Origin of the sequence: Sodalis sp. RH21, assembly GCF_047324175.1 — a bacterium.
GTDB lineage: Bacteria > Pseudomonadota > Gammaproteobacteria > Enterobacterales > Enterobacteriaceae > Acerihabitans.
Genome location: NZ_CP178732.1, coordinates 2,631,530 through 2,654,036, shown reverse-complemented (window position 1 = coordinate 2,654,036; position 22,507 = coordinate 2,631,530). Strand labels below are relative to the sequence as shown.

The 22,507-nt window shown below is 52.7% G+C and carries 21 protein-coding genes; 9 read left to right on the top strand and 12 right to left on the bottom strand.

The window, feature by feature from the left end:
* Nucleotides 1-53 precede the first annotated feature (53 nt).
* From ACL2XP_RS12195 to yciA, 3 genes are all read left to right on the top strand, one after another.
* Nucleotides 54-809: a YciC family protein gene (locus tag ACL2XP_RS12195; protein WP_413738761.1), complete on the top strand. Its 756-nt coding sequence runs from the start codon at nt 54-56 to the stop codon at nt 807-809.
* Between the two features lie 40 nt (nt 810-849).
* Nucleotides 850-1,395: a septation protein A gene (locus ACL2XP_RS12190; protein WP_413738760.1), complete on the top strand. Its 546-nt coding sequence runs from the start codon at nt 850-852 to the stop codon at nt 1,393-1,395.
* A 69-nt stretch (nt 1,396-1,464) separates the two neighbouring features.
* Nucleotides 1,465-1,890 (top strand): acyl-CoA thioester hydrolase YciA, encoded by a 426-nt coding sequence (gene yciA, locus ACL2XP_RS12185; RefSeq protein ID WP_413738759.1) that lies wholly within the window; start codon nt 1,465-1,467, stop codon nt 1,888-1,890.
* A 186-nt stretch (nt 1,891-2,076) separates the two neighbouring features.
* Here the strand turns inward: yciA and ACL2XP_RS12180 are convergent, their stop codons facing one another.
* A complete protein-coding gene (locus ACL2XP_RS12180; protein ID WP_413739139.1) occupies nt 2,077-2,829 on the bottom strand; it encodes a TonB family protein in 753 nt (250 codons plus the stop codon).
* A 225-nt stretch (nt 2,830-3,054) separates the two neighbouring features.
* On the opposite strand from ACL2XP_RS12180, the gene ACL2XP_RS12175 reads away from it, so the two are divergent.
* Complete coding sequence (locus ACL2XP_RS12175) at nt 3,055-3,351, top strand: YciI family protein (RefSeq protein WP_413738758.1); 297 nt, start codon at nt 3,055-3,057, stop codon at nt 3,349-3,351.
* 63 nt (nt 3,352-3,414) lie between these two features.
* Here ACL2XP_RS12175 and lysM read toward each other — a convergent pair whose 3' ends face one another.
* On the bottom strand, nt 3,415-3,891 hold the full coding sequence (lysM, locus tag ACL2XP_RS12170; RefSeq protein ID WP_413738757.1) for a peptidoglycan-binding protein LysM: 477 nt from the start codon (nt 3,889-3,891) through the stop codon (nt 3,415-3,417).
* Between the two features lie 585 nt (nt 3,892-4,476).
* Between lysM and ACL2XP_RS12165 the strand changes: the two genes are divergently transcribed.
* Nucleotides 4,477-4,698, top strand: coding sequence for a hypothetical protein (locus ACL2XP_RS12165; protein WP_413738756.1), 222 nt, complete (start codon nt 4,477-4,479; stop codon nt 4,696-4,698).
* 114 nt (nt 4,699-4,812) lie between these two features.
* On the opposite strand, the gene ACL2XP_RS12160 is transcribed toward ACL2XP_RS12165, so the two are convergent.
* Complete coding sequence (locus ACL2XP_RS12160) at nt 4,813-4,989, bottom strand: YciY family protein (RefSeq protein ID WP_413738755.1); 177 nt, start codon at nt 4,987-4,989, stop codon at nt 4,813-4,815.
* A gap of 175 nt (nt 4,990-5,164) precedes the next feature.
* Between ACL2XP_RS12160 and cls the strand changes: the two genes are divergently transcribed.
* Both cls and ACL2XP_RS12150 read left to right on the top strand, forming a co-directional pair.
* Nucleotides 5,165-6,625, top strand: a complete 1,461-nt coding sequence (gene cls, locus ACL2XP_RS12155; protein ID WP_413738754.1) for a cardiolipin synthase — start codon at nt 5,165-5,167, stop codon at nt 6,623-6,625.
* 106 nt (nt 6,626-6,731) lie between these two features.
* Nucleotides 6,732-7,055 carry an HI1450 family dsDNA-mimic protein gene (locus ACL2XP_RS12150; protein ID WP_413738753.1) on the top strand — a complete coding sequence of 108 codons (324 nt, stop codon included), beginning with the start codon at nt 6,732-6,734 and terminating at the stop codon, nt 7,053-7,055.
* Between the two features lie 141 nt (nt 7,056-7,196).
* Here the strand turns inward: ACL2XP_RS12150 and oppF are convergent, their stop codons facing one another.
* From oppF to oppA, 5 genes are all read right to left on the bottom strand, one after another.
* Complete coding sequence (oppF, locus tag ACL2XP_RS12145; RefSeq protein ID WP_413738752.1) at nt 7,197-8,213, bottom strand: murein tripeptide/oligopeptide ABC transporter ATP binding protein OppF; 1,017 nt, start codon at nt 8,211-8,213, stop codon at nt 7,197-7,199.
* Nucleotides 8,210-9,235 (bottom strand): ABC transporter ATP-binding protein, encoded by a 1,026-nt coding sequence (locus ACL2XP_RS12140; protein WP_413738751.1) that lies wholly within the window; start codon nt 9,233-9,235, stop codon nt 8,210-8,212. Before ACL2XP_RS12140 ends, oppF begins: the two co-directional genes overlap by 4 nt.
* 11 nt (nt 9,236-9,246) lie before the next feature.
* Nucleotides 9,247-10,155 carry an oligopeptide ABC transporter permease OppC gene (gene oppC, locus ACL2XP_RS12135; protein ID WP_413738750.1) on the bottom strand — a complete coding sequence of 303 codons (909 nt, stop codon included), beginning with the start codon at nt 10,153-10,155 and terminating at the stop codon, nt 9,247-9,249.
* Between the two features lie 15 nt (nt 10,156-10,170).
* Nucleotides 10,171-11,091 carry an oligopeptide ABC transporter permease OppB gene (gene oppB / locus ACL2XP_RS12130; RefSeq protein ID WP_413738749.1) on the bottom strand — a complete coding sequence of 307 codons (921 nt, stop codon included), beginning with the start codon at nt 11,089-11,091 and terminating at the stop codon, nt 10,171-10,173.
* 103 nt (nt 11,092-11,194) lie between these two features.
* Nucleotides 11,195-12,832, bottom strand: coding sequence for an oligopeptide ABC transporter substrate-binding protein OppA (gene oppA, locus ACL2XP_RS12125; protein ID WP_413738748.1), 1,638 nt, complete (start codon nt 12,830-12,832; stop codon nt 11,195-11,197).
* Nucleotides 12,833-14,121: 1,289 nt separating this feature from the next.
* On the opposite strand from oppA, the gene adhE reads away from it, so the two are divergent.
* On the top strand, nt 14,122-16,839 hold the full coding sequence (gene adhE / locus ACL2XP_RS12120) for a bifunctional acetaldehyde-CoA/alcohol dehydrogenase (RefSeq protein ID WP_413738747.1): 2,718 nt from the start codon (nt 14,122-14,124) through the stop codon (nt 16,837-16,839).
* A 347-nt stretch (nt 16,840-17,186) separates the two neighbouring features.
* Here the strand turns inward: adhE and ACL2XP_RS12115 are convergent, their stop codons facing one another.
* Nucleotides 17,187-17,807 carry a thymidine kinase gene (locus tag ACL2XP_RS12115; RefSeq protein WP_413738746.1) on the bottom strand — a complete coding sequence of 207 codons (621 nt, stop codon included), beginning with the start codon at nt 17,805-17,807 and terminating at the stop codon, nt 17,187-17,189.
* Nucleotides 17,808-18,384: 577 nt separating this feature from the next.
* Here ACL2XP_RS12115 and hns point away from each other — a divergent pair.
* The gene (gene hns / locus ACL2XP_RS12110; RefSeq protein ID WP_132921376.1) at nt 18,385-18,792 is read left to right on the top strand and encodes a histone-like nucleoid-structuring protein H-NS; all 408 of its coding nucleotides are present in this window, start codon (nt 18,385-18,387) and stop codon (nt 18,790-18,792) included.
* A 257-nt stretch (nt 18,793-19,049) separates the two neighbouring features.
* Here the strand turns inward: hns and ACL2XP_RS12105 are convergent, their stop codons facing one another.
* From ACL2XP_RS12105 to galU, 3 genes are read right to left on the bottom strand one after another with little or no spacing between them, the layout of a single operon-like run.
* Nucleotides 19,050-20,057 carry an NAD-dependent epimerase gene (locus ACL2XP_RS12105; RefSeq protein WP_413738745.1) on the bottom strand — a complete coding sequence of 336 codons (1,008 nt, stop codon included), beginning with the start codon at nt 20,055-20,057 and terminating at the stop codon, nt 19,050-19,052.
* A gap of 9 nt (nt 20,058-20,066) precedes the next feature.
* Nucleotides 20,067-21,410, bottom strand: coding sequence for a UDP-glucose dehydrogenase family protein (locus ACL2XP_RS12100; protein WP_413738744.1), 1,344 nt, complete (start codon nt 21,408-21,410; stop codon nt 20,067-20,069).
* A 47-nt stretch (nt 21,411-21,457) separates the two neighbouring features.
* On the bottom strand, nt 21,458-22,363 hold the full coding sequence (gene galU, locus ACL2XP_RS12095) for a UTP--glucose-1-phosphate uridylyltransferase GalU (RefSeq protein WP_413738743.1): 906 nt from the start codon (nt 22,361-22,363) through the stop codon (nt 21,458-21,460).
* Between the last annotated feature and the right edge of the window lie 144 nt (nt 22,364-22,507).

Sequence of the window (22,507 nt, the reverse complement as noted above, 5' to 3'; positions counted from 1 at the left end):
AACAGGGTAGAATACCGGGCTGATATTTTAGAACGCTTTGCCAAGGAGCCCTCATGCCAATTATGGCAAGTACCCTGTACCGCGATATGTTGAATTTTACCCGTAATCAGTTTACCAGCATCATTTTGCTGGCCTTATTGGCGGCGCTGGTCAGCGTAGCGCTGGGCCACGCCCTGTCGCCCAGTAGCGACCAACTGGTGATCCTCAGCGGTGAAGGTGCGGAGGTAGCGGATGCGTCTACCATGAGCCTGCAGGAATTGGTGCAACAAATGACGCCGGAACAGCAGCGGGTGCTGTTGAAGGCTTCCGCCGCCGGGACCTTTGCAGGGCTGGTGGGTAATGTATTGCTGGCCGGCGCGCTGCTGACCATGATCCGCTTGGTTTCCGACCGGCAGCCGGTGAGCGTTTTGCGCGCTATCGGCCTGTCCGCGCCGATATTGCCGCGGCTGTTATTATTAATTTTCATTACCACGCTATTGGTACAGTTGGGACTAATATTAATCGTAATACCCGGCATTCTCATCGCCATTGCGCTATGCCTGGCGCCGGTGATTACCGCCAGCGAAAACCTGGGGGTATTCAAGTCCATGCGCCTGAGTAGCAAACTGGCGTTCGCCAATTTGCGGCTGATTATGCCGGCCGTATTGATATGGCTGCTGGCCAAGGCGGCGGTGCTGCTGCTGGCGGCGCAATTTACCCAGGTGTCATCTTTGGTAGCCGCGGTATTGCTTAATGGGTTAAGTAATGTTATTTCCGCTTTATTACTGATTTATCTGTATCGTCTATACATGTTGCTGCGTCAGGCCTGAAGCACGTATAGGCGCCACTTAACCAACCACGGATTTTTCTATGAAGCAGTTTCTTGATTTTCTGCCGTTAGTGGTGTTTTTCGTCGTTTATAAGTTATACGACATTTATGTCGCGTCCGGCGCGCTGATTGCCGCGTCGGCGCTGGTGCTGGCGTATACCTGGTTCAAATACCGCAAAGTCGAAAAAATGACCTTGCTGACGTTCGTTATGGTGGCTATCTTCGGCTCGCTGACGATGTATTACCACAATGCCGAGTTCATCAAATGGAAAGTCACGGTCATTTATTCGCTGTTTGCCATCGCGCTGCTGGTTAGCCAATTCATTATGGGCAAGCCGCTGGTCCAGCGCATGTTGGGCAAAGAACTCACCCTGCCGCCGCACGTCTGGAACAACCTTAATGTCGCCTGGGCGCTGTTCTTTTTAATCTGCGGCGCGGCCAATATTTATATTGCGTTCTGGCTGCCGCAAAACGTCTGGGTTAATTTCAAGGTATTCGGCCTCACCGGCCTGACCCTCGTCTTTACCTTGCTGAGCGGGGTTTATGTTTACCGTCACATGACGGAAGATCAAAAGAACTCCCATTGATCCCGACGGTTTTGCTCCCCATGGCCACGCCGAAGGCGCGGGCCGTAACCCTGGACGGTGAAAGACGCTATGACTGAAAGTTCGATATTACCCACCGGCGAGCTGGTGTTACGTACCCTGGCGATGCCTGCCGATACCAACGCCAACGGGGATATCTTTGGCGGCTGGCTGATGTCGCAGATGGATATGGGCGGCGCGATCCTGGCTAAAGAGATTGCCGAAGGCCGGGTGGTCACGGTGCGCGTCGACGGCATGACGTTTCTTAAGCCGGTGGCGGTGGGCGATGTGGTCTGCTGTTATGCCCGCTGCACCGGTACCGGCAACAGCTCGCTGAATATTTTTGTGGAGGTCTGGGTGAAAAAGGTCTCTTCCGCCCCCATAGGGCAGCGCTATCGCGCTACCGAGGCGGCATTCACCTATGTCGCGGTGGACGACGACGGCAAAGCCCGGCCGCTGCCCGACGGCAAGCGACATTTCGCCCCCGGCAGCGTCTGAAAAAGTAGCCTCTCCCTGGTCTCGTCCTTTGACCCGTTATCGATAAACCGTTTAACTCCGCGGGTGCGCCGTAAGCGCCCCCGCCGGGATGCATTTACGGCCTCGTCACCATCCAGCGCATCATTCCATTACATAAAGCGAATGACGGCGCCACTTTGCCAGCGCCCTCCTGGCATCTTTTACGGGCTATTCGGCGTTACTGCTGACGCCCGTGAGCTTAAACTGGATGGTCACATTGACATTTTTGCCGGGATTACCGCTTTGGTAGCGCCAGCGCCGGGTCACCTGGCGGATTTCGCGCTCGAAGATATTGCGCGGCGTGGCGGAGATCACCCGCAGGTTCTCAACCTGGCCGTCGTTGTTCACATCGAACTGAATCCTTACGGTTCCTTCAATGCCCAGGGCCCTGGCCCGCTCCGGATAAGGCGGGTTATCGCGTCTAACCGCTTTTGGCCCGGTATTGACGTTGGGGGCGGCCGCGGCCGCGGGCGGAGCCACGGCGGGCCGTACGGGGGCCTCACGGGGCACGCTGGCGACGGGCGCCGGCTGAGGATCGGCCACCGGTTCTTTGGGCCGCGGTTTGACCACCGGTTTATGCACCGGCTTGGGCTTAGGTTTGGGTTGCGGCTTGGGCTGCTGGACCGGTGCCGGAGGCTCGGGTATGGGTTCCGGCTCCGGCTGGACTTCCGGCGGTGTTTCCGGTTGCACTGGCGGCGGTTCGACCACCGGTTCTGCTTTAGGGGGCTCCACGGGCGGCTGGGGAGCAACGGCCGGTTCCGGTTCCGGGGCCACCAGCGTGACGCTCATAGGCTGTTCGATCGCGGTCGGAGTGGAGATCTGATTAACCGAAGCATATAGCAAACCCGCCACCAACGATGTATGCAGTCCTGCTGACAGGACAAATGACCACGAAAATCGACGAGTCGGATTCAAAATTATCTACGCCATTTCAACAAAAATTTTCATAAGGGTGAAGTGTAAATGCAAATAGCAATCATATTCAATAACTCAAAACAAACTCTTGTTCATCCGCAGTGAAAAAAACCGCCCCATCCCCGCCCGGGCCGCCGATCGGCGCCGAATAAAATTTTTCATTGCGCTTGTGGGGTCAATGTCTTAACGTGAATTACTTTATGCGAATCCAATCCTTCGGGAGTAATGCACTTGCTCTATGTAATTTATGCTGAAGACGTAGCCGATTCCCTCGAAAAACGTCAATCCGTACGGGCCACGCACATCGCGCGTCTGCAATTGCTGCGCGATCAGGGGCGTTTGCTTACGGCAGGAGCGATGCCCTCCATAGACAGTCATGATCCGGGAGCCGCGGGTTTTAGCGGCTCGACTATTATTGCCGAATTCGATTCCCTGGAAGGCGCGCAGGCTTGGGCGGATGCCGATCCCTTTGTGGCCGCGGGGGTGTATAAAACCGTATCGGTAAAACCTTACCGCAAAACGTTTTGATCCCGGCGCTTCGGGCATTAAAAAAGGTCGCATAACGCGACCTTTTTTAATGCCCGACTCAATTTATTGCGGAATAATCAATGTCTGTCCGGGATAAATTTTATCCGGCTGGCTCAGCATGGGCTTATTCGCCTCGAAAATTTTCATATATTCGTTGGCATTGCCGTATTGCGCCTTGGCAATTTTGCTCAGCGTATCCCCGGAAACCACGGTATAAAATTTGCTGGCGGGTTTTGCGTCGGTCGCGGTGGGCGTTTGCGCTGCGCCTGGTGCCGCAGCAGGGTTTATTTTATCCTCAACGCCGCTAATGCCGGCCACGTTGCCTATGGCCACCAAAATTTTTTCTTTTAATTCCTGGCTGATATTATCCCCTGATACGGTGGCCTTGCCGTCAGCCACGTTGATATCGACTTTATCCGCCCCAGGTAATCCTATTTTCTGGATATGCTCTTTCAATTTCGCGCTTTGGTCGACAGAGTGTCCAGACAGGGTATCCCAGACTTTTTCGCCCGCTTCTTTCACAAAACTCAATAAACTCATCGGTTGTCTCCTTATACGACGAAATGTCAAAGTAAGCTTAGCAGAAAAATGGCATTCATCATTTTTACTTAACTTTATAATGAACCACGCGCAAGAAAACTTTTCCTGGCGACGGAAAATAAATTCACGCGGCTTAACTTTCGCTCCCTCGATTGAAGTGATTTATCGCCAAATTTACATAAACAGGCTTTAATACGCCAATAATTGAGCAGTGCATGATTGTTCAGTGGGCCATTTTAAACAGCAAAGCTTATCAATAATAAAAACGCATATTTATAATACTTAAGTAAAAATTATTATTCGCCGGGAAAATAGCCCTTTGGAAAGTAAATAAATCTGATATGAAAAAAATATTACCGTGACGGATATAAAAGAAAAATATCATTTAGGATTTTTCTTAGTATGAAAAATAAGCAGCCGGCAATCAACGGCTTAAAAACCTCGGTCGCGCACATAGGCCGTTAAATCCCTTATGCGCCTTAACATCCGCATTTGTGGCTCACTCCATAATCTAATACCTTGTAAATGCTGTACTCCCCGTTAAGAAGTTAACAACCGGAGGTATGTATGTTTAAGAAAATCTTTATGGCAGGACTCGTAGTGTATGCCGCTGGCGCCACTGCTGCGTTTGCAGCGGGTGCGGCGGGAACGACCGAAGCGGCCACGCAAAGCGCTTCCGGCGCCGCGACTACCAGCGATCCGGGTTTTGTTTCCGGATCGGTGGCAGCGGTGGCATCGGCCAGCGATCCACAGGATAGCGGGTCGTCCACCTCGACATCAACGTCAACGACCACCGCCACACAGTGACGTAAACATCATCAGGACAGGGATCATCCTATTTAATCTGTATCAGGGAATTCAAATACAGTAAACCGGCCTAAAGCCGGTTTTTTTAATCCCCCAATTCGCCCCGCCCGCCGATCAGAGTTCGTAGGTGGTGGCAAACAGCAATGAACGGCGTTGCTGTTTCAATTGAAGATGCCGCAAACGGGTCAGATGGCGGTAAGTGCGGGACTGGGCTTCCACCCACTGGCTGCGCCGGCGCTGCGCTTGCCTTAGCATGCGCCAGCGGCTGACTTCATTCCTGCTTCTTTTCATGCGCGGACTAACTCTGCCTAAGCGTTAAAAAACGCCATTATAAACTTTTTTATTCATCGGCTAAACCGCCGCGGCGCATGCCTGAAACCGGCCGCAGAGGCAAAACAATTTCCTCTTTTCGCCCCTTATGCGTACACTCATGCTTAATGCCTTGCGAACAGGATTTTTCGCCTCTATGACAACTTTTTATACTGTAATCAATTGGCTACTCGTCTTCGGCTACTGGTTACTAATCGCAGGCGTCACCCTGCGAGTGTTAATGAAGCGGCGCGCGGTTCCCTCCGCAATGGCCTGGTTGCTGGTGATCTATATCATTCCACTGGTGGGCATCATCACCTATCTGCTGTTTGGTGAACTGAATCTGGGCAAGCAGCGCGCCGAACGCGCCAAGGCCATGTGGCCCTCTACGGCAAAATGGATGCTTGACCTCAAGCAGTGCAAGCGGATTTTCGCCACGGAAAATAGCGAAGTCGCCCAATCATTATTCCAGCTCTGCGAACATCGCCAGGGCATGGGCGGGCTCAAGGGCAACCAGCTGCAGTTGCTGACCGGCACCGAGGACACCTTGAAAGCCCTGATCAAAGATATCGGGCTGGCGCAGACCAATATCGAGATGGTGTTTTACATCTGGCAGGCCGGCGGCCTGGTGGATCAGGTGGCGGAAGCGTTAATGGCGGCCGCCAGGCGCGGCGTACGCTGCCGCGTATTGCTCGATTCAGCGGGCAGCGTAAAGTTCTTCCGCAGCCCCTACCCGGCCATGATGCGTAACGCCGGGGTCGATGTGGTGGAAGCGCTGCATGTCAGCGTACTGCGGGTATTCCTGCGCCGCATGGATTTGCGCCAGCACCGCAAAATGGTCTTGATTGATAATTATATTTCTTATACCGGCAGTATGAACATGGTCGACCCCCGCTTTTTCAAGCAGGACGCCGGGGTGGGCCAATGGATCGATTTAATGGCCAGAATGGAAGGCCCGGTCACCACCGCCATGGGGATTATCTACTCATGCGACTGGGAGATCGAAACCGGCAAGCGGGTACTGCCGCCTCCGCCGGATGTCAATATCATGCCGTTTGAACAAGCGACCGGCCATACCATCCAGGTCATCGCCTCCGGCCCGGGATTTCCTGAAGGCGTGATTCACCAGGCGTTGCTCACCTCGATTTACGCCTCCCATGAACAATTGATCATGACCACCCCGTACCTGGTGCCCAGCGATGATTTGCTGCACGCCATCTGCACCGCCGCCCAGCGCGGGGTGGAAGTGCATATCGTCGTACCGCGCTATAACGATTCAATGTTGGTCGGCTGGGCCAGCCGGGCTTTTTTTGCCGAGCTGCTGGAAGCGGGTGTCAATATCCATCAGTTCGAAGGCGGCCTGCTGCATACCAAAAGCGTACTGGTAGACGGACAACTCAGCCTGGTCGGTACCGTCAATCTGGATATGCGCAGCCTGTGGCTGAACTTTGAAATCACCCTGGTGATCGATGATGATGACTTCGGCAGCGACCTGGCGCGGGTACAGGAAGATTATATCGCCCGCTCGCGGCTGATCGACCCGGCCAAATGGGCCAAACGGCCCTACTGGCAGCGCATAGTCGAACGCCTGTTCTATTTTTTCAGCCCATTGCTGTAATTTTGCCGGTGGGCATGATGTAATGGCGTGGCCCCGAACGGGGGCCGCGCAAATTTCACCATTATCTTTTTTAAGCCAAGATTACGGACACCACGGGACAAGGGTTATGGATTTAGACAATCGCCTGACGGATGATGAAACGCTGGAACAGGCCTACGATATTTTCCTGGAGCTGGCGCCGGATAATCTCGATCAAGCCGACCTGATTCTGTTTAACCTGCAATTTGAACAACGCGGCGCGGCGGAGCTGTTCGACCCCTCGGAGGAATGGCACCAACAGGTGGATTTCGACCTCAACCCGGATTTTTTCGCTGAAGTGGTCATAGGCCTGGCGGAAGAGGACGGCATGGAAGTCAACGATGTGTTTGCCCGCATGCTAATCTGCCGGGATAAATCAGAAAAAATCTGCCATATCCTCTGGAAAGAATAACCAGCATAACCACCATCCCCTTGGCGCGCTAAGCCCGTTAGCCAAGCCCGTTAACACCGGGCCCCCGCAGCGCGCCTTGTTAAAGGGCAGGCGTGCGGCAGGGGTCGCAGCGGGTCCTGTCAAAGGGCAAGCGCGCCCCGCTCACTGCGCCAACTGACTCACATCCACTTTAATACATGAGCAGGCATGCCGAAAGCTCCCCTGCAATATCGGCCGGGTCAGCGCGCACTCCTCGCTGGCAATCGGACAACGGGTACGGAACACGCACCCCGACGGCGGATTAATCGGCGACGGCAAATCCCCTTCCAGCAGCTGGATCACCTTATTGCGCTCTTTATCCGGATCGGGAATCGGCACCGCCGACATCAGCGCCTTGGTATAGGGATGCTGTGGATTGTGGTAAACCTGATCATAAGTCCCCAGCTCAACCGCATGCCCCAAATACATCACCAACACCCGGTCGGAAATATGTTTTACCACCGCCAGATCGTGCGCGATAAAAATCAGCGACAGCCCCATCTCACGCTGCAACTGCTGCAATAAATTCACTACCTGCGCCTGGATGGAAACATCCAGCGCCGACACCGGCTCATCGCAAATCACCAGCTTGGGTTCCAGGATCAGCGCCCGGGCAATACCGATACGCTGACACTGCCCGCCAGAAAATTCATGAGGATAACGGTTGATAAGGTTAGGCAATAATCCCACCTTCAACATCATATTCCTCACCTTATCCTTCACCTGCTGGCGCGGCATTTTCGGATGATAAGTATGCAGCGGCTCGGCAATAATCTCGCCGATGGTCATCCGCGGATTCAGCGAGGCCAGCGGGTCCTGGAAAATCATCTGAATATCATTGCGGGTCGCGCGCCACTCCTCGCTATTCATCCCCTGCAACTCCTTACCCAACCAGGCAATCCGCCCGCTGGTGGATTTAACCAGGCCAATAAGCGCACGGGCGAAAGTCGACTTGCCGCAGCCCGATTCCCCCACCACGCCAAGGGTTTCCCCTTCATACAGCCGCAGGGATACGCCATCCACCGCCTTGAGATTCTTGGCCGGCTGCCAGAACCACTGCTTATCGCCCTTGACCTCGAAATATACCTTCAGATTTTCGACATCAAGCAGCACTTTTCTATTCTCGGCCATGGCATTCATACCAATTCCTCCAAAGGCTTGTAGCAGGCGCGCAGGCGCTGGTCGTCAAATAGCTCCAGGGGCGGCATGGTAGAACAAATATCCATGGCATAAGGGCAGCGCGGCTGGAACGGGCACCCTTTGGGCAAACGGAGTAAATTAGGCGGATTGCCGGGAATGGTCACCATCATGGCCGACCCGTCGGCGTCCAGCCGCGGCACCGCGGACAGCAGGCCGATGGAATAAGGATGGCTGGGGCGATAAAAAATATCCCGCGCGCGGCCGTATTCCATCGTGCGTCCCGCATACATCACCAGCACCCGATCGCAGATACCGGCCACCACCCCGAGATCGTGGGTGATCATGATAATGGCGGTGTTGAACTCCCGTTTGAGATCGTTAAGCAACGTCATAATCTGCGCTTGCACGGTCACATCCAGCGCGGTGGTGGGCTCATCGGCAATCAGCAATTTCGGGCGGCACAGCAGCGCCATGGCAATCATCACCCGCTGGCGCATACCGCCGGAAAACTCATGGGGATACATGCGCATCCGCTTACGGGCTTCCGGCATTTTCACCGCATCGAGCATGCGCACCGATTCTTCGAACGCATCGTGCTTGCTGATATTCTTATGCAGCCTCAGCACCTCCATCAGTTGCTCGCCTACCCGCATATACGGATTAAGCGAAGTCATGGGGTCCTGGAAAATCATCGAGATTTCAGAGGCGCGCAGTTTATTGAGCTGCTTTTCCGGCAGATTAAGAATTTCGCGGCCGTTAAACATCGCCGAGCCCTGAATGCGGCCATTGGCGGCCAGCAATCCCATCAGGGCAAACGCGGTTTGCGACTTGCCGGAGCCGGACTCCCCCACGATGCCGAGGGTCTCGCCGGCGCGCAGGTTAAAATTCAGATCGTTCACCGCGGTGACGTCGCCATCGGACGTGGCGAAAGTGACCCGTAAATCCTTCACGTCCAGCAATGCCGGTTCATGGGTTCCGGCCGGCCGGTCAGCGGCCTGCGTGGAACTGTCGATTATGCTCATAACGGCACTCCTTAACGGTCTTTCGGATCGAGGGCATCACGCAGGCCATCGCCGATAAAATTAAAACAAAACAGCGTAACCACCAGGAACAGGGCGGGAAACATCAGCAACCAGGGGGACACTTCCATGGAATTGGCGCCGTCGCTGAGCAATGCGCCCCAACTGCTCAGCGGTTCCTGCGTGCCCAGGCCGAGGAAACTCAGGAAGGACTCAAACAGTATCATGCTCGGCACCAGCAGCGAGGCATAAACCACCACCACCCCCAGCACATTGGGCACGATGTGGCGCAAAATAATATTGCGGGTCCGCACGCCGCTCACCACCGCCGCTTCGATAAATTCCTTGCGTTTCAGGCTCAGGGTCTGGCCGCGTACGATACGCGCCATATCCAGCCAGGAAACCATTCCGATGGCGATAAAAATCAAAAAGATATTCTGGCCGAAAAAAGTCACCAGCAGAATAACGAAAAACATAAACGGGAATGAATTGAGAATCTCCAACAAACGCATCATCACGGAATCGATTTTCCCGCCGAGATAACCCGACATGGCGCCATACAGAGTGCCGAGCACCACCGCCACCAGCGCGGCGGCGACGCCGACCATCAGGGAAATGCGCCCGCCGATGGCCACGCGCACCAGGAGGTCGCGGCCCGAGGAATCTGTGCCGAAGTAATGGGACGATGCCATATCCGGCGCAACCGACATCATGGCGAAATCCGTATCGTAATAGCTGAATTGCGATAATGAAGGCGCCAGGGCAACGAACAGCACAATGAAAGCCAATACAATGAGGCTGGTAAGGGCCGCTTTATTGTGAATAAAACGCCGGCGGGCATCTTGCCAAAGACTGCGGCCTTCTATTTCCAATGTTTCGCTGAATTTCTCCAGAGCCTCGCTATTTTTATTTCCTACGATCATATGAGCGCTCCAGCGTTAATAACGTATTTTCGGGTCGATAACCGCATACAGCACATCGACAATCGCGTTAAATAAAATAGTCAGGGTACCGACCAGGATGGTCAGGCTCAGTACCAGCGAATAGTCGCGATTGAGCGCGCCGTTAACAAATAATTGTCCGATGCCAGGTAAGCCATAGATGGTTTCAATCACCATGGAACCGGTGATAATGCCCACGAAAGCCGGCCCCATATAAGAAATAACCGGCAGCAAAGCGGGCTTCAGGGCATGGCTGAAAATAATGCGCCGCATTGGCAAGCCCTTGGCCCGCGCGGTGCGGATAAAGTTGGAATGCAGCACTTCAATCATCGACCCGCGGGTTATGCGGGCGATGCTGGCAATATAGGCCAGCGACAAGGCGATCATCGGCAACAGGATGAAGCGTATGCCGCCGCCGTTCCAGCCGCCGCCGGGCAGCCATTTGAGGGTAATGGCAAAAACCAGCACCAGCAGCGGGGCCACCACAAAGCTTGGAATCACCACGCCGGTCATGGCGAACCCCATGGCCAGATAATCCCATTTGGTATTCTGCCGCAGCGCCGCCATCACGCCCGCGAACACCCCCAGCACCATGGCTACGATAAAGGCCGCTAAGCCGAGTTTGGCCGACACCGGGAAGGAGTTCGCCACCAAATCGTTGACCGAGTAGTCCTTATACTTGAAGGAGGGGCCGAAATCGCCATGGGCCAACTGCACCAAATAGGCGCCGTACTGCTTCAGTATGGGATCGTTGAGATGATATTTGGCCTCGATATTGGCCATGACTTCCGGCGGCAAACCGCGCTCGCCGGTAAATGGGCTGCCGGGCGCCAGCCGCATCATAAAAAATGAAATCGTGATCAGAATAAATAACGTCGGAATCGCTTCCAGAAACCGGCGGATAATGAACTTTAACATGCCTGATACCTATGACTTACGCTTCTTATCTCGTTCACACTGAACAGGAAAAACAGGGCACGGCCGATGACGGCCATGCCCTGTTATCGTCCTTTACGCGTGGTTAATGTTTGATTATGTAAAGATCCTTCACATAGACATTATCCAACGGGTCTTTGCCGGTATAACCGCCAACATAAGGTTTTACCAGACGGGCGTTAACATAGTAATACACCGGCACGATAGCGGAATCTTTATCCAATTGTTGTTCAGCTTGCTGATACAAGCCGGTGCGCGCCTCTTCCGATGTGGCATCGACCGCGTCGGCAATCAGCTTGTCAAATGCAGGGTTGGAGTAATGGGCGGTATTGCTGGAACCATTGGTCAGCATAATATTCAGGAACGTGGTCGGTTCGTTATAATCCGCACACCAGCCGGCACGGGCAACGTCATACGTTCCCTGATGACGGGTATCCAGGAAGGTTTTCCATTCCTGGTTCTCCAGCTTCACATTCACGCCCAGGTTCTTTTTCCAAATAGACGCAACGGCAATCGCCAGCTTTTTGTGCAGATCGGACGTATTATAGAGTAAATCAAAGGTCAGCGGCTTATCTTTGGTATAGCCCGCTTGCTCAAGCAGCTTGCGCGCTTCTTCATTACGTTTGTCCTGGCTCCAGCCAAACCATTCCGGCGGCGTTAATTTGGCGCCGTCGGTATAAGGCGGAGTAAAACCAAAGGCAGGCAGGTCGCCCTGGGCCTTGACTTTATTGACGATAATATCGCGGTCCAGGCCCAATTTCAGCGCGGTGCGCACGCGCACGTCATTAAACGGCGCTTTTTGGTTATTAATTTCATAATAATAAGTACATAGATAAGGATCGACATGTACTTCTTTCGGAATTTCGCGTTTAAGTTTTTGGAATAGCTCAATGGGCAGGTTGTTATAGGTCATATCCGTTTCGCCGGCGCGATAGCGGTTTACGTCGGTGACCTCGGAAGAAATAGGCAGATAGGTAACCTGATTAATTACCGTTTTCGCATTGTTCCAATACAGCGGGTTACGTTCCAGCACTATGCGTTCATTAACAACCCAATCTTTAAGTTTAAAGGCGCCGTTGCCCACCCAATTAGCCGGCTGGGTCCATTTTTCACCGAATTTTTCCACGATTTTCTGCGGCACCGGCGACATGGCGGGGTTGCTCAGCAATTTGGGGAAATAAGGAACCGCCTGGCTCAGGGTGACTTCGAGGGTATTGGCGTCAATGGCTTTGACACCCAGCGTATCGGGTTTCATTTTGCCGGCGATGATTTCATCGATATTGACGATATGGGCATACTGCGGATAACTTTCATAGGGGGACGCGGTCTGCGGATCGGCCAGCCGCTGCCAGCTATAGACAAAATCCTGGGCCGTAACCGGGTCGCCATTGGACCATTTGGCATCCTTGCGCAAATGGAAAATCCAGACTTTGGAATCTTTGGTCTCCCAACTTTCTGCAACACCCGGCTGGGTATGGCCATTGAGATCGTTAATGGTTAGCCCTTCCAGCACATCGCGGTTGACGTTGCTTTCCGGCACCCCTTCTATTTTATGGGGGTCCAATGATTGGAGTTCGGCGCCGTTGCCACGCACCAATTCCTGTTTATTATTAAGCTGTACGCCCGCCGGAACGTCAGCGGCGAAGGAAGTCCCTACCGACACCGCTCCCAGCGCGGCGATAACGCCCGCTGCAAGCAGAGTCTTTTTCGTGATGTTGGTCATTATTAATGCACTCCAGTTTTTTTATTATTGCAGGGCAGCGTCAAGCGGCCCGCAGGTTCCCGATCAACGGGTATGACAACTCCCCCACCAATTGCGGTGAACGAAACCGCAAGGTAAAGGAGCGATATTCTTTATTTTCGGTATCTATATAGAAAATATAGATAAGAAACATGGGAAACAGACCGTCCGGGACCGACAGGAATGTTAATAGGGCGGGACGCCGGCCCTGACAGAAGTTATTTACCATAATAATGAAATCAAGGAATATCGGCCTTACAAGAAAAATAGTTCGTAATTAATAATTTGTTACACTAAAACACATAAGGTCAATATATCACCTGTAAAGAGGATAAATCCCTAATGATGCATGATTAAACACTAATAACATCTGTGTTGCATCGTGACAAGAGCCTTTGCAGAATAGTATTGAAAAAAATTCGGACCATTTTTCACATCGCTTATATCTCCATGAATAAATTAACTATTTATCGAAGTTTTCACTTGAATGTCGCGGTGAAAAGCGCGTGAACAGTTAATAAACCGCTGACGCATAATGGTGCGGTTTGTCCCAAGCAGTGCAGGTTTTGCCATATAATAATGCTTGCGCGCGGGCAGACGTCTGCGGGGCGGGAATCCGGCCGGTTCGGTTCCCCCCTTTTCTTCCGGCGCCGCTGAGGATCGACAAGCCTGCCCCCTCCTTCCGGCCGTTTTTCTCGGGTCCGTTGGCGCCCTAGGTCGGCGGATAATAATTTATCCCGTCCGGCATCCCGGCGCCGCCATTAAATGGCGTTATTTTGTCCATATGGGCAACCCGGATTATTCGCATTGTGCGGTGCGGGAATAACCCGTAACATAGTCTCAAGGTAAAATATTTGTTTCGTTCCGCAGTTTAAATGTTAATAAATTGTTCTTTGATTTATCCCGGCATTTCATCGGTTAACGTAATAACGGACAATTTGTAACGTTTACGCCAAATCATGCTAGCTGAATGGAGTCAGCATCCCTAATTTGTGATGCATATCACATATAACTGCTACAATACACTTTAAGATTTCTGTAATTAGTCACCTTGGTTCCAGTTTAAGACGATATTTTTCACCAAATTTTTTGTTGCGGTAAATGATTGAAGAAACTCGTTAAGTAAAAAGCCTTTTGTGCCTATGCATATAGCCCATTGGGCAGATAGACTACTCAGTATAAAATAGGTCTTATACTCATATGTGAGCAGGCTTTTTACTTAAAGAGTTTAACAATTTAACCCAAAATTTAACATTAATTAGGAGAGCATTATGGCTGTTACTAATGTCGCTGAACTTAACACTTTGGTAGAACGCGTGAAGAAAGCGCAGCGCGAATATGCCAATTTTACCCAGGAGCAGGTGGATAAGATTTTCCGCGCTGCGGCCCTGGCAGCGGCCGATGCACGCATCCCCCTGGCCAAAATGGCCGTCGCTGAATCCGGCATGGGCATTGTGGAAGATAAAGTGATTAAAAACCATTTTGCTTCCGAATATATCTATAACGCCTATAAAGATGAAAAAACCTGCGGCATCCTGGCCCAGGACGATACCTTCGGCACCATCACCATCGCCGAACCCATCGGTATCATCTGCGGTATCGTGCCCACCACCAACCCAACCTCAACGGCGATTTTCAAGGCGCTAATCTGCCTGAAAACCCGTAACGGCATTATTTTTTCCCCGCACCCGCGCGCCAAGAACGCCACTAACCGTGCGGCGGAAATCGTGCTCAAAGCCGCAGTAGCCGCCGGTGCGCCGAAAGATATTATCGGCTGGATCGACGAACCGACGGTTGAATTGTCCAACCAGCTGATGCATCACCCGCTGGTCAACCTGATCCTCGCCACCGGCGGACCGGGCATGGTTAAAGCAGCCTATAGCTCCGGTAAACCGGCGATCGGCGTCGGCGCCGGCAACACCCCGGTAGTAGTGGATGAAACCGCTGATATCAAACGCGTGGTGGCGTCCATCCTGATGTCCAAAACCTTCGATAACGGCGTAATCTGCGCGTCCGAACAGTCGGTTATCGTGGTTGACGAAATATATGACGCGGTACGTGAACGCTTCTCCAGCCATGGCGGTTATATGCTGCAAGGCGATGAGTTGAAAGCGGTCCAGGGCATTATCCTGAAAAACGGCGCGCTCAATGCCGGTATCGTTGGCCAGCCCGCGGCGAAAATTGCCGAAATGGCCGGCATCAAAGTGCCTGGCAATACCAAAGTGCTGATCGGTGAAGTGACCGTGGTTGACGAGTCCGAACCTTTCGCCCATGAAAAACTGTCCCCGATGCTGGCCATGTATCGCGCCAAGGACTTTGAAGACGCGGTCATCAAAGCGGAAAAACTGGTGGAAATGGGCGGTATCGGCCACACCTCCTGCCTGTATACCGACCAGGATAACCAACCGGAACGCGTGAACTTCTTCGGCGACAAAATGAAGACCGCGCGTATTTTGATCAATACCCCGGCATCGCAAGGCGGTATCGGCGACCTGTATAACTTCAAACTGGCGCCGTCCCTGACGCTGGGTTGTGGTTCATGGGGCGGTAACTCGATTTCCGAGAACGTCGGGGTCAAGCATCTGATCAATAAAAAAACCGTGGCCAAGCGAGCTGAAAATATGATGTGGCATAAGCTTCCCAAATCCATCTATTTCCGTCGTGGTTCATTGCCGATCGCTTTGGACGAAGTTGCCAGCGACGGTGCCAAACGCGCCTTTATCGTGACTGACCGCTACCTGTTCAACAACGGGTACGCCGACCAGATCACTTCCGTACTGAAAAACCACGGCATCGAGACCGAAGTGTTCTTTGAAGTGGAAGCCGATCCGACCCTGACTATTGTTCGCAAAGGGGCGGAACAAATGATGTCGTTTAAACCCGACGTGATTATCGCGCTGGGCGGTGGTTCCCCGATGGATGCCGCCAAGATCATGTGGGTAATGTACGAACATCCGGGCACCCCGTTCGAAGAACTGGCCCTGCGCTTTATGGATATCCGTAAACGTATTTATAAATTCCCGAAAATGGGCGTTAAAGCCAAGCTGATCGCGGTAACCACTACCTCGGGCACCGGTTCGGAAGTCACGCCGTTCGCCGTGGTGACCGACGACGCCACCGGCCAGAAATATCCGCTGGCGGATTACGCGCTGGTGCCGGATATGGCGATTGTCGATGCCAACCTGGTGATGAACATGCCGAAATCCCTGTGCGCCTTCGGCGGCCTGGATGCGGTGACCCATGCACTGGAAGCTTATGTGTCGATCATGGCCACGGAGTTTACCGACGGCCAGGCGTTGCAGGCGCTTAAGTTGCTTAAAGAGTTCCTGCCCGCCAGCTATCATGAAGGCAGCAAGAATCCGGTAGCCCGCGAACGCGTACATAATGCCGCCACCATCGCCGGCATCGCGTTCGCCAACGCCTTCCTGGGCGTATGCCACTCCATGGCCCATAAATTGGGTTCAGAGTTCCATATCCCCCACGGCCTGGCCAATGCCATGCTGATTTCCAACGTGATCCGCTACAACGCCAACGACAACCCGACCAAACAGGCGGCGTTCAGCCAGTATGACCGTCCGCAGGCGCGTCGTCGTTATGCCGAAGTGGCCGATCATCTGGGACTGAGCAAACCGGGCGACCGCACCGCGCAGAAGATCGAGAACCTGCTGGCCTGGTTGGACGAAATCAAAGCCGATTTGGGTATTCCGACGTCTATCCGTGAAGCCGGGGTGCTGGAAGCCGATTTCCTCGCCAAGGTGGATAAACTGTCCGAAGATGCGTTTGATGACCAATGTACCGGCGCCAACCCGCGTTATCCGCTGATTGCCGAGTTGAAACAGATTCTGCTGGATACGTATTATGGACGCAAATTCGTCGAACCCTTCGAGAATGCCGTAGCGGCGTCGGTTGCCCCGGCTCCGGTCGGTAATATCAAGGCGGCCCTGCAGGAAGCGAAAGCCGAGAAAAAAGGCAAGAAAGTCACCATCTGATAGCGTTAATTACGGAACAGGGCGATGCCCTGTTCTGGAATAACCTTCCCCGCCGCGGCGGGGAAGTCTTAAAAAGCCCCTAGCGGGGCTTTTTGCATTTTACCGCTATAAGGGGCCAGGAAAGTAGATTCCGGGGCGTGCAGCGCCGCAGAGGCGGTTTTAGGCATGGCCACTTAGAAGCTGGTAAAGACCCGGTAAGCGTTTAGCCCTCAAGGCAGGTACCAATATAGGTGCGAGACCTGCAATGCGGTGATAAGCCGCGTATGCGGGCATGAACGCTATTGGCGCCCGGGTTGCGCGCGGCGCAGGATATTCTTCCTTGGAGCTTGGGGAAAGCGCAGCGGGTTTTAGTTGGCCGGCGACAGGCGGATGTATCCCGGCACGGGGGTGTCCTGCTCTAGGGCCTGTTTGTAATGTTTGCGGCATACCGAGACATAGCGATCGTCGCCGCCGATAACGACCTGCTGGCCGTCATGCAGGGGTTTGCCCGCCTCATCCAGGCGCAATACCCGATTGGCTTTGCGCCCGCAGTAGCAGATGGTTTTAAGCTCAACCAACTTATCCGCCCAAGCCAGGAGGTAAAGGCTGCCGGGGAATAACTCGCCGCGAAAATCCGTTCTTAATCCATAACACAATACCGGAATATCCAAACGGTCCACCACATCCGACAGCCCGTCCACTTGTTCACGGGTTAAAAACTGGCTTTCATCCACTAACACGCAATGCAGGGTTTGCTGCTGATGCTCATGGGCGATGGCGGCCAGTAAGTCGGTATCCGGGCCGAATAGCCGCGCCGGCGAGGAAAGTCCGATGCGGGACCGGATCTGGCCGCGGGCGAAACGATTATCTATTTCAGCGGTAAATACCAAGGTCCGCATGCCGCGTTCCTGATAATTATACGAAGATTGGAGTAGCGCGGTGGATTTACCCGCATTCATTGCAGAATAATAAAAATATAGTTGAGCCATCAGCCCGTCACTCCGGCAAAAGCCATCGACATAATAAATATGACCATAAGTGTATCATATTCTTTAACACCAAGACCCCGATTCCTCGTGGGCGGATTCAAGGCCCGGCCTGCCCCTGCCGCTCCGCGGGCCGCCTAATAACGCCGCCCTGGGGGCCGAATAAAAACGCACTAAATTTAACACAGTAATTTTACTGAATCATTTCTATGCCTGTTTACCATTCACCCGCTAGCCATTTGTTGCCCATAAGGCATCCGGTCCATTGGGCATACCGCCATTAGCCGCCCTGCTTTAATCATGATGTTATAAACCCGCAATTTTCATCGGATATAAACACGGCTCATAATGAAACGCTAGGTACAATATGTGCTCCCAAAAGCATGCGGCGTGAAAAATGCAACAAAGCGAATCAATTTGTCATTACCCGGCGCCTCCCTTATATTTACCGCCGCGGGAGTGACGGGGGTTTAAAAAAAAGATTATTTTTTACCTAACTTACAAACTAGCTATTGCAGAAAAGAAACTACCGCTCTATTATTACCACGACGCCCCATTTATATTATTCGAGATTAGGACAATGAGCGAAGCACTTAAAATTCTTAACAACATCCGAACTCTGCGTGCGCAAGCTAGAGAATGCACCCTTGAAACTCTGGAAGAAATGCTGGAGAAACTTGAGGTCGTTGTCAACGAACGCCGTGAGGAAGACAGCCAAGCACAGGCTGAAATCGAAGAACGTACGCGCAAATTACAGCAATATCGTGAAATGCTGATTGCTGACGGTATCGATCCGAATGAATTGCTGCAAACCATGAGCGCTTCTAAAGCGACGGGTAAAACCAAGCGTGCAGCCCGTCCGGCTAAATATCAATACACCGACGAAAATGGTGAAAGCAAAACCTGGACCGGCCAGGGCCGTACTCCTGCCGTCATCAAGAAGTCGATCGAAGATGAAGGCAAGACGCTGGACGATTTCCTGCTGTAATCCAATTAATACCGCTATTATAAAATGCCCGTATGAATACTCAGCGGGTATTTTTTTGCGCTCAATTGCTGGCAACATAGATAATATGTATAAATTATGAGCAAATAATTAGCATCATGCCATAACCAATAATCACCGCCAATAACCGCTGCTAATCCCCACGGATAGTGTAGGCAAAAAAAAGGCGGCCCAGGCCACCCTTTTCCACCGCTATCCCATAATCCCCTGCCCGTTCACCTCAGCAAGGCGGCAAAAAATCACTGTTGATAATAACCGCGATACCAGTCGACAAAATTCTGGATTCCCTCGGGAACCGCCGTTTGCGGTTTAAAACCGATAGCCTGATACAGCGCGCCGGTATCCGCGCTGGTCTCCAGAACGTCCCCCGGCTGCATGGGCAATAAATTCATCACGGCCTTAATGCCAAGCGCCTTTTCCAACGCCTGGATGTATTCCATCAATTTAACCGGTTGACTATTGCCTATATTATATACGTGATAAGGCGCCGAACTGGTGGCGGGCGACCCCGTTTCCACCATCCACTGGGTATCAGCCTGGGGAATGACATCCTGTAAACGGATAATGGCTTCGGCTATATCATCAATATAAGTAAAATCGCGCCGCATTTCGCCGCGGTTATAAACATCAATGCTGCGTCCGGCCAGCATGGCCTCGGTGAATTTAAACAGTGCCATATCCGGTCGCCCCCACGGGCCATAAACGGTAAAAAAACGTAACCCCGTGGTAGGAAGTTGGTAAAGGTGTGAATAAGTATGAGACATTAACTCATTGGCTTTTTTGGTCGCCGCATATAATGAAACCGGATGATCTACCGAGTCATCGGTGGAAAACGGCAGTTTGCGATTTAATCCATATACGGAACTGGAAGAGGCATAAAGCAAATGCTGCACCCGCTGATGGCGGCATCCCTCCAGGATATTCAAATGGCCGATAAGATTTGAATCCGCATACGCCAGAGGGTTTTCCAGCGAATAACGAACGCCGGCCTGCGCGCCTAAGTGGATGACACGCTGAAATTGCTCCCTGGCGAACAGATCGGCTATTCCCTGGCGATCGGCCAAGTCCAGTTTTTGGAAGCTAAAGCCGGAGGTTTCCTGCAGGCGGTCAAGGCGGGACTGTTTGAGATTGACATCATAATAATCATTGAGGTTGTCGATACCGACAACCTCATGACCGTCAGCGAGCAGCCGCTCGCTGACATGATAACCAATAAATCCCGCGGCGCCGGTTACCAATAGTTTCATGCTGCCCCCTTACTTGTAAGAAGTGAGAGAGGCACCACGGCCGATACCGTAATAGGTGATACCGCGGGAAGCCATGCGCTCGGGATCATACAAATTGCGTCCGTCGAAAATGACCGGCTGCTTCAGGGCGGCTTTAATGGTATCAAAATCCGGCGCCCGGAAATTCTGCCATTCGGTGCAGATCACCAGCGCTTCGGCGCCCTGCAAAGCGGCTTCCTTGGTGCCCATCAATTTCAGATCGGTACGGTGGCCGTAGATGCGCTGGGTTTCGTCCATCGCCTCCGGGTCGAATGCCTGCACCTGCGCCCCGGCCTGCCATAAGGTTTCCATCAAGACGCGGCTGGAAGCCTCGCGCATGTCGTCGGTGTTGGGCTTGAATGACAGTCCCCATACGGCAAAGGTCTTGCCCTGCAGGTCGTCGCCAAAATGGCGTTTGATAAACTGCGGCAGTTTGTCTTTTTGCTGGTAATTGACGTCTTCCACGGCCTGCAGGAGTTTCGGCTGATAACCGATATGCTCGGCGGTGCGAATCAGAGCCTGCACGTCTTTCGGAAAACAAGAGCCGCCGTAGCCGCAGCCGGGATAAATAAAATGGTAACCGATGCGCGGATCGGAGCCGATGCCCTGACGCACTTTTTCAATATCCGCACCCAATAATTCAGCCAGGTTGGATATCTCGTTCATAAAACTGATTTTGGTGGCCAGCATGCAATTCGCCGCATATTTGGTTAATTCGGCGCTGCGAATGTCCATCAGGATCATCCGGTCGTGGTTGCGGTTAAAGGGTTCGTATAATTCGCGCAGCAGTTCGACTACGTCGTCGTTATCGGTGCCGACCACGATCCGCTCCGGGCGCATGCAGTCGGCAACGGCGGCGCCTTCTTTAAGGAATTCCGGATTGGATACCACGTCGAAGGTCAACGAACTGTTGCGATCGCGCAGGGTTTCCTGCATGACCGCCCGCACTTTTTCCGCGGTGCCCACAGGTACGGTGGACTTGTCCAGCACCACTTTATGATCGTCCATATACTGGGCGATGGTCCGCGCCACCGCGGTGACATACTTAAGATCCGCTGAACCATCTTCGTCGGGAGGCGTACCTACCGCGATGAATTGCATAATACCGTGGTTGACGCCGGCTTTAGCGTCCGTGGTAAATTGCAGCCGGCCGGATTCGTAGTTCTGCTGGACCAGCGGAGTCAGGCCCGGCTCGAAAATAGGGATATTGCCGTTTTTCAAGTCTTCGACTTTACGCTCGTCAACGTCTACGCAAAGCACGTCATGACCGACCTCCGCCAGCACCGCCGCTTGTACCAAACCCACATAACCGATACCAAATACAGTCACTTTCATGTTGAAGTTCCCGGTTTAAAATTGCCCCTGAAAAATAAAAAAAGCCTTTAGTCCACGATGGTTTCTTTTAACCATTGAGTAAATTCTTCTCCCAGGCTTTCATGGCGAATGCCGTACTCAACAAAAGCTTCCATATAACCCAGTTTGTTGCCGCAGTCATGGCTCAATCCTTTGAGGTGATAAGCCTCCACCGTTTCTTTCTCCATCAGCATGGCGATGGCGTCGGTAAGCTGGATTTCATTACCGGCTCCGGGAGGGGTTTTTTCGAGCAGCGGCCAAATATCGGCGGACAGAACATAGCGGCCCACCACGGCAAGATTGGATGGCGCTTCATCGGCCTCGGGTTTTTCCACCACGTTAACCATGGGGGCGCTTTCGCCCGGCTGCAAATCGCGGCCCTGGATATCCACTACGCCGTAGTTGGTCACGTCGTCCACCGGTTCGACCATGATTTGGCTGCGGCCGGTTTCACTGAAGCGAGCCAGCATTTCGCTGAGATTTTCGGTTTTCAGGTTGGATTCGAATTCATCGATAATCACGTCGGGCAATATGACCGCGACAGGTTCATCGCCAACCAGCGGATGCGCGCACATTACCGCATGGCCCAAACCTTTGGCCAAGCCCTGGCGTACCTGCATGATAGTGACATGCGGCGGGCAAATTGCCTGGATTTCGGCCAGCAGTTGGCGCTTTACGCGTTTTTCCAGCATGGCTTCGAGTTCGAAGCTGGTGTCGAAATGATTTTCAATGGAGTTTTTCGATGAGTGGGTGACCAGAATAATTTCGTTGATACCGGCAGCAATACATTCATTTACAACGTATTGAATTAACGGCTTATCAACCAGCGGCAGCATTTCTTTGGGAATGGCTTTAGTTGCCGGCAACATACGCGTACCCAGTCCAGCGACGGGGATTACCGCTTTTCGGACTTTTACATTATTAATAGCAGACATCAACCACCTCTCTCTTATCATCAAGATAATAAATTTTATTTATCTAATTTTAAACCTATCAAGTATACCAGCTTACGCGCGTGGCGCTTGATGAAAGGAGGTGTTTGCTAAAAAATTAGGACAATTACCCATTTTATAACGGGT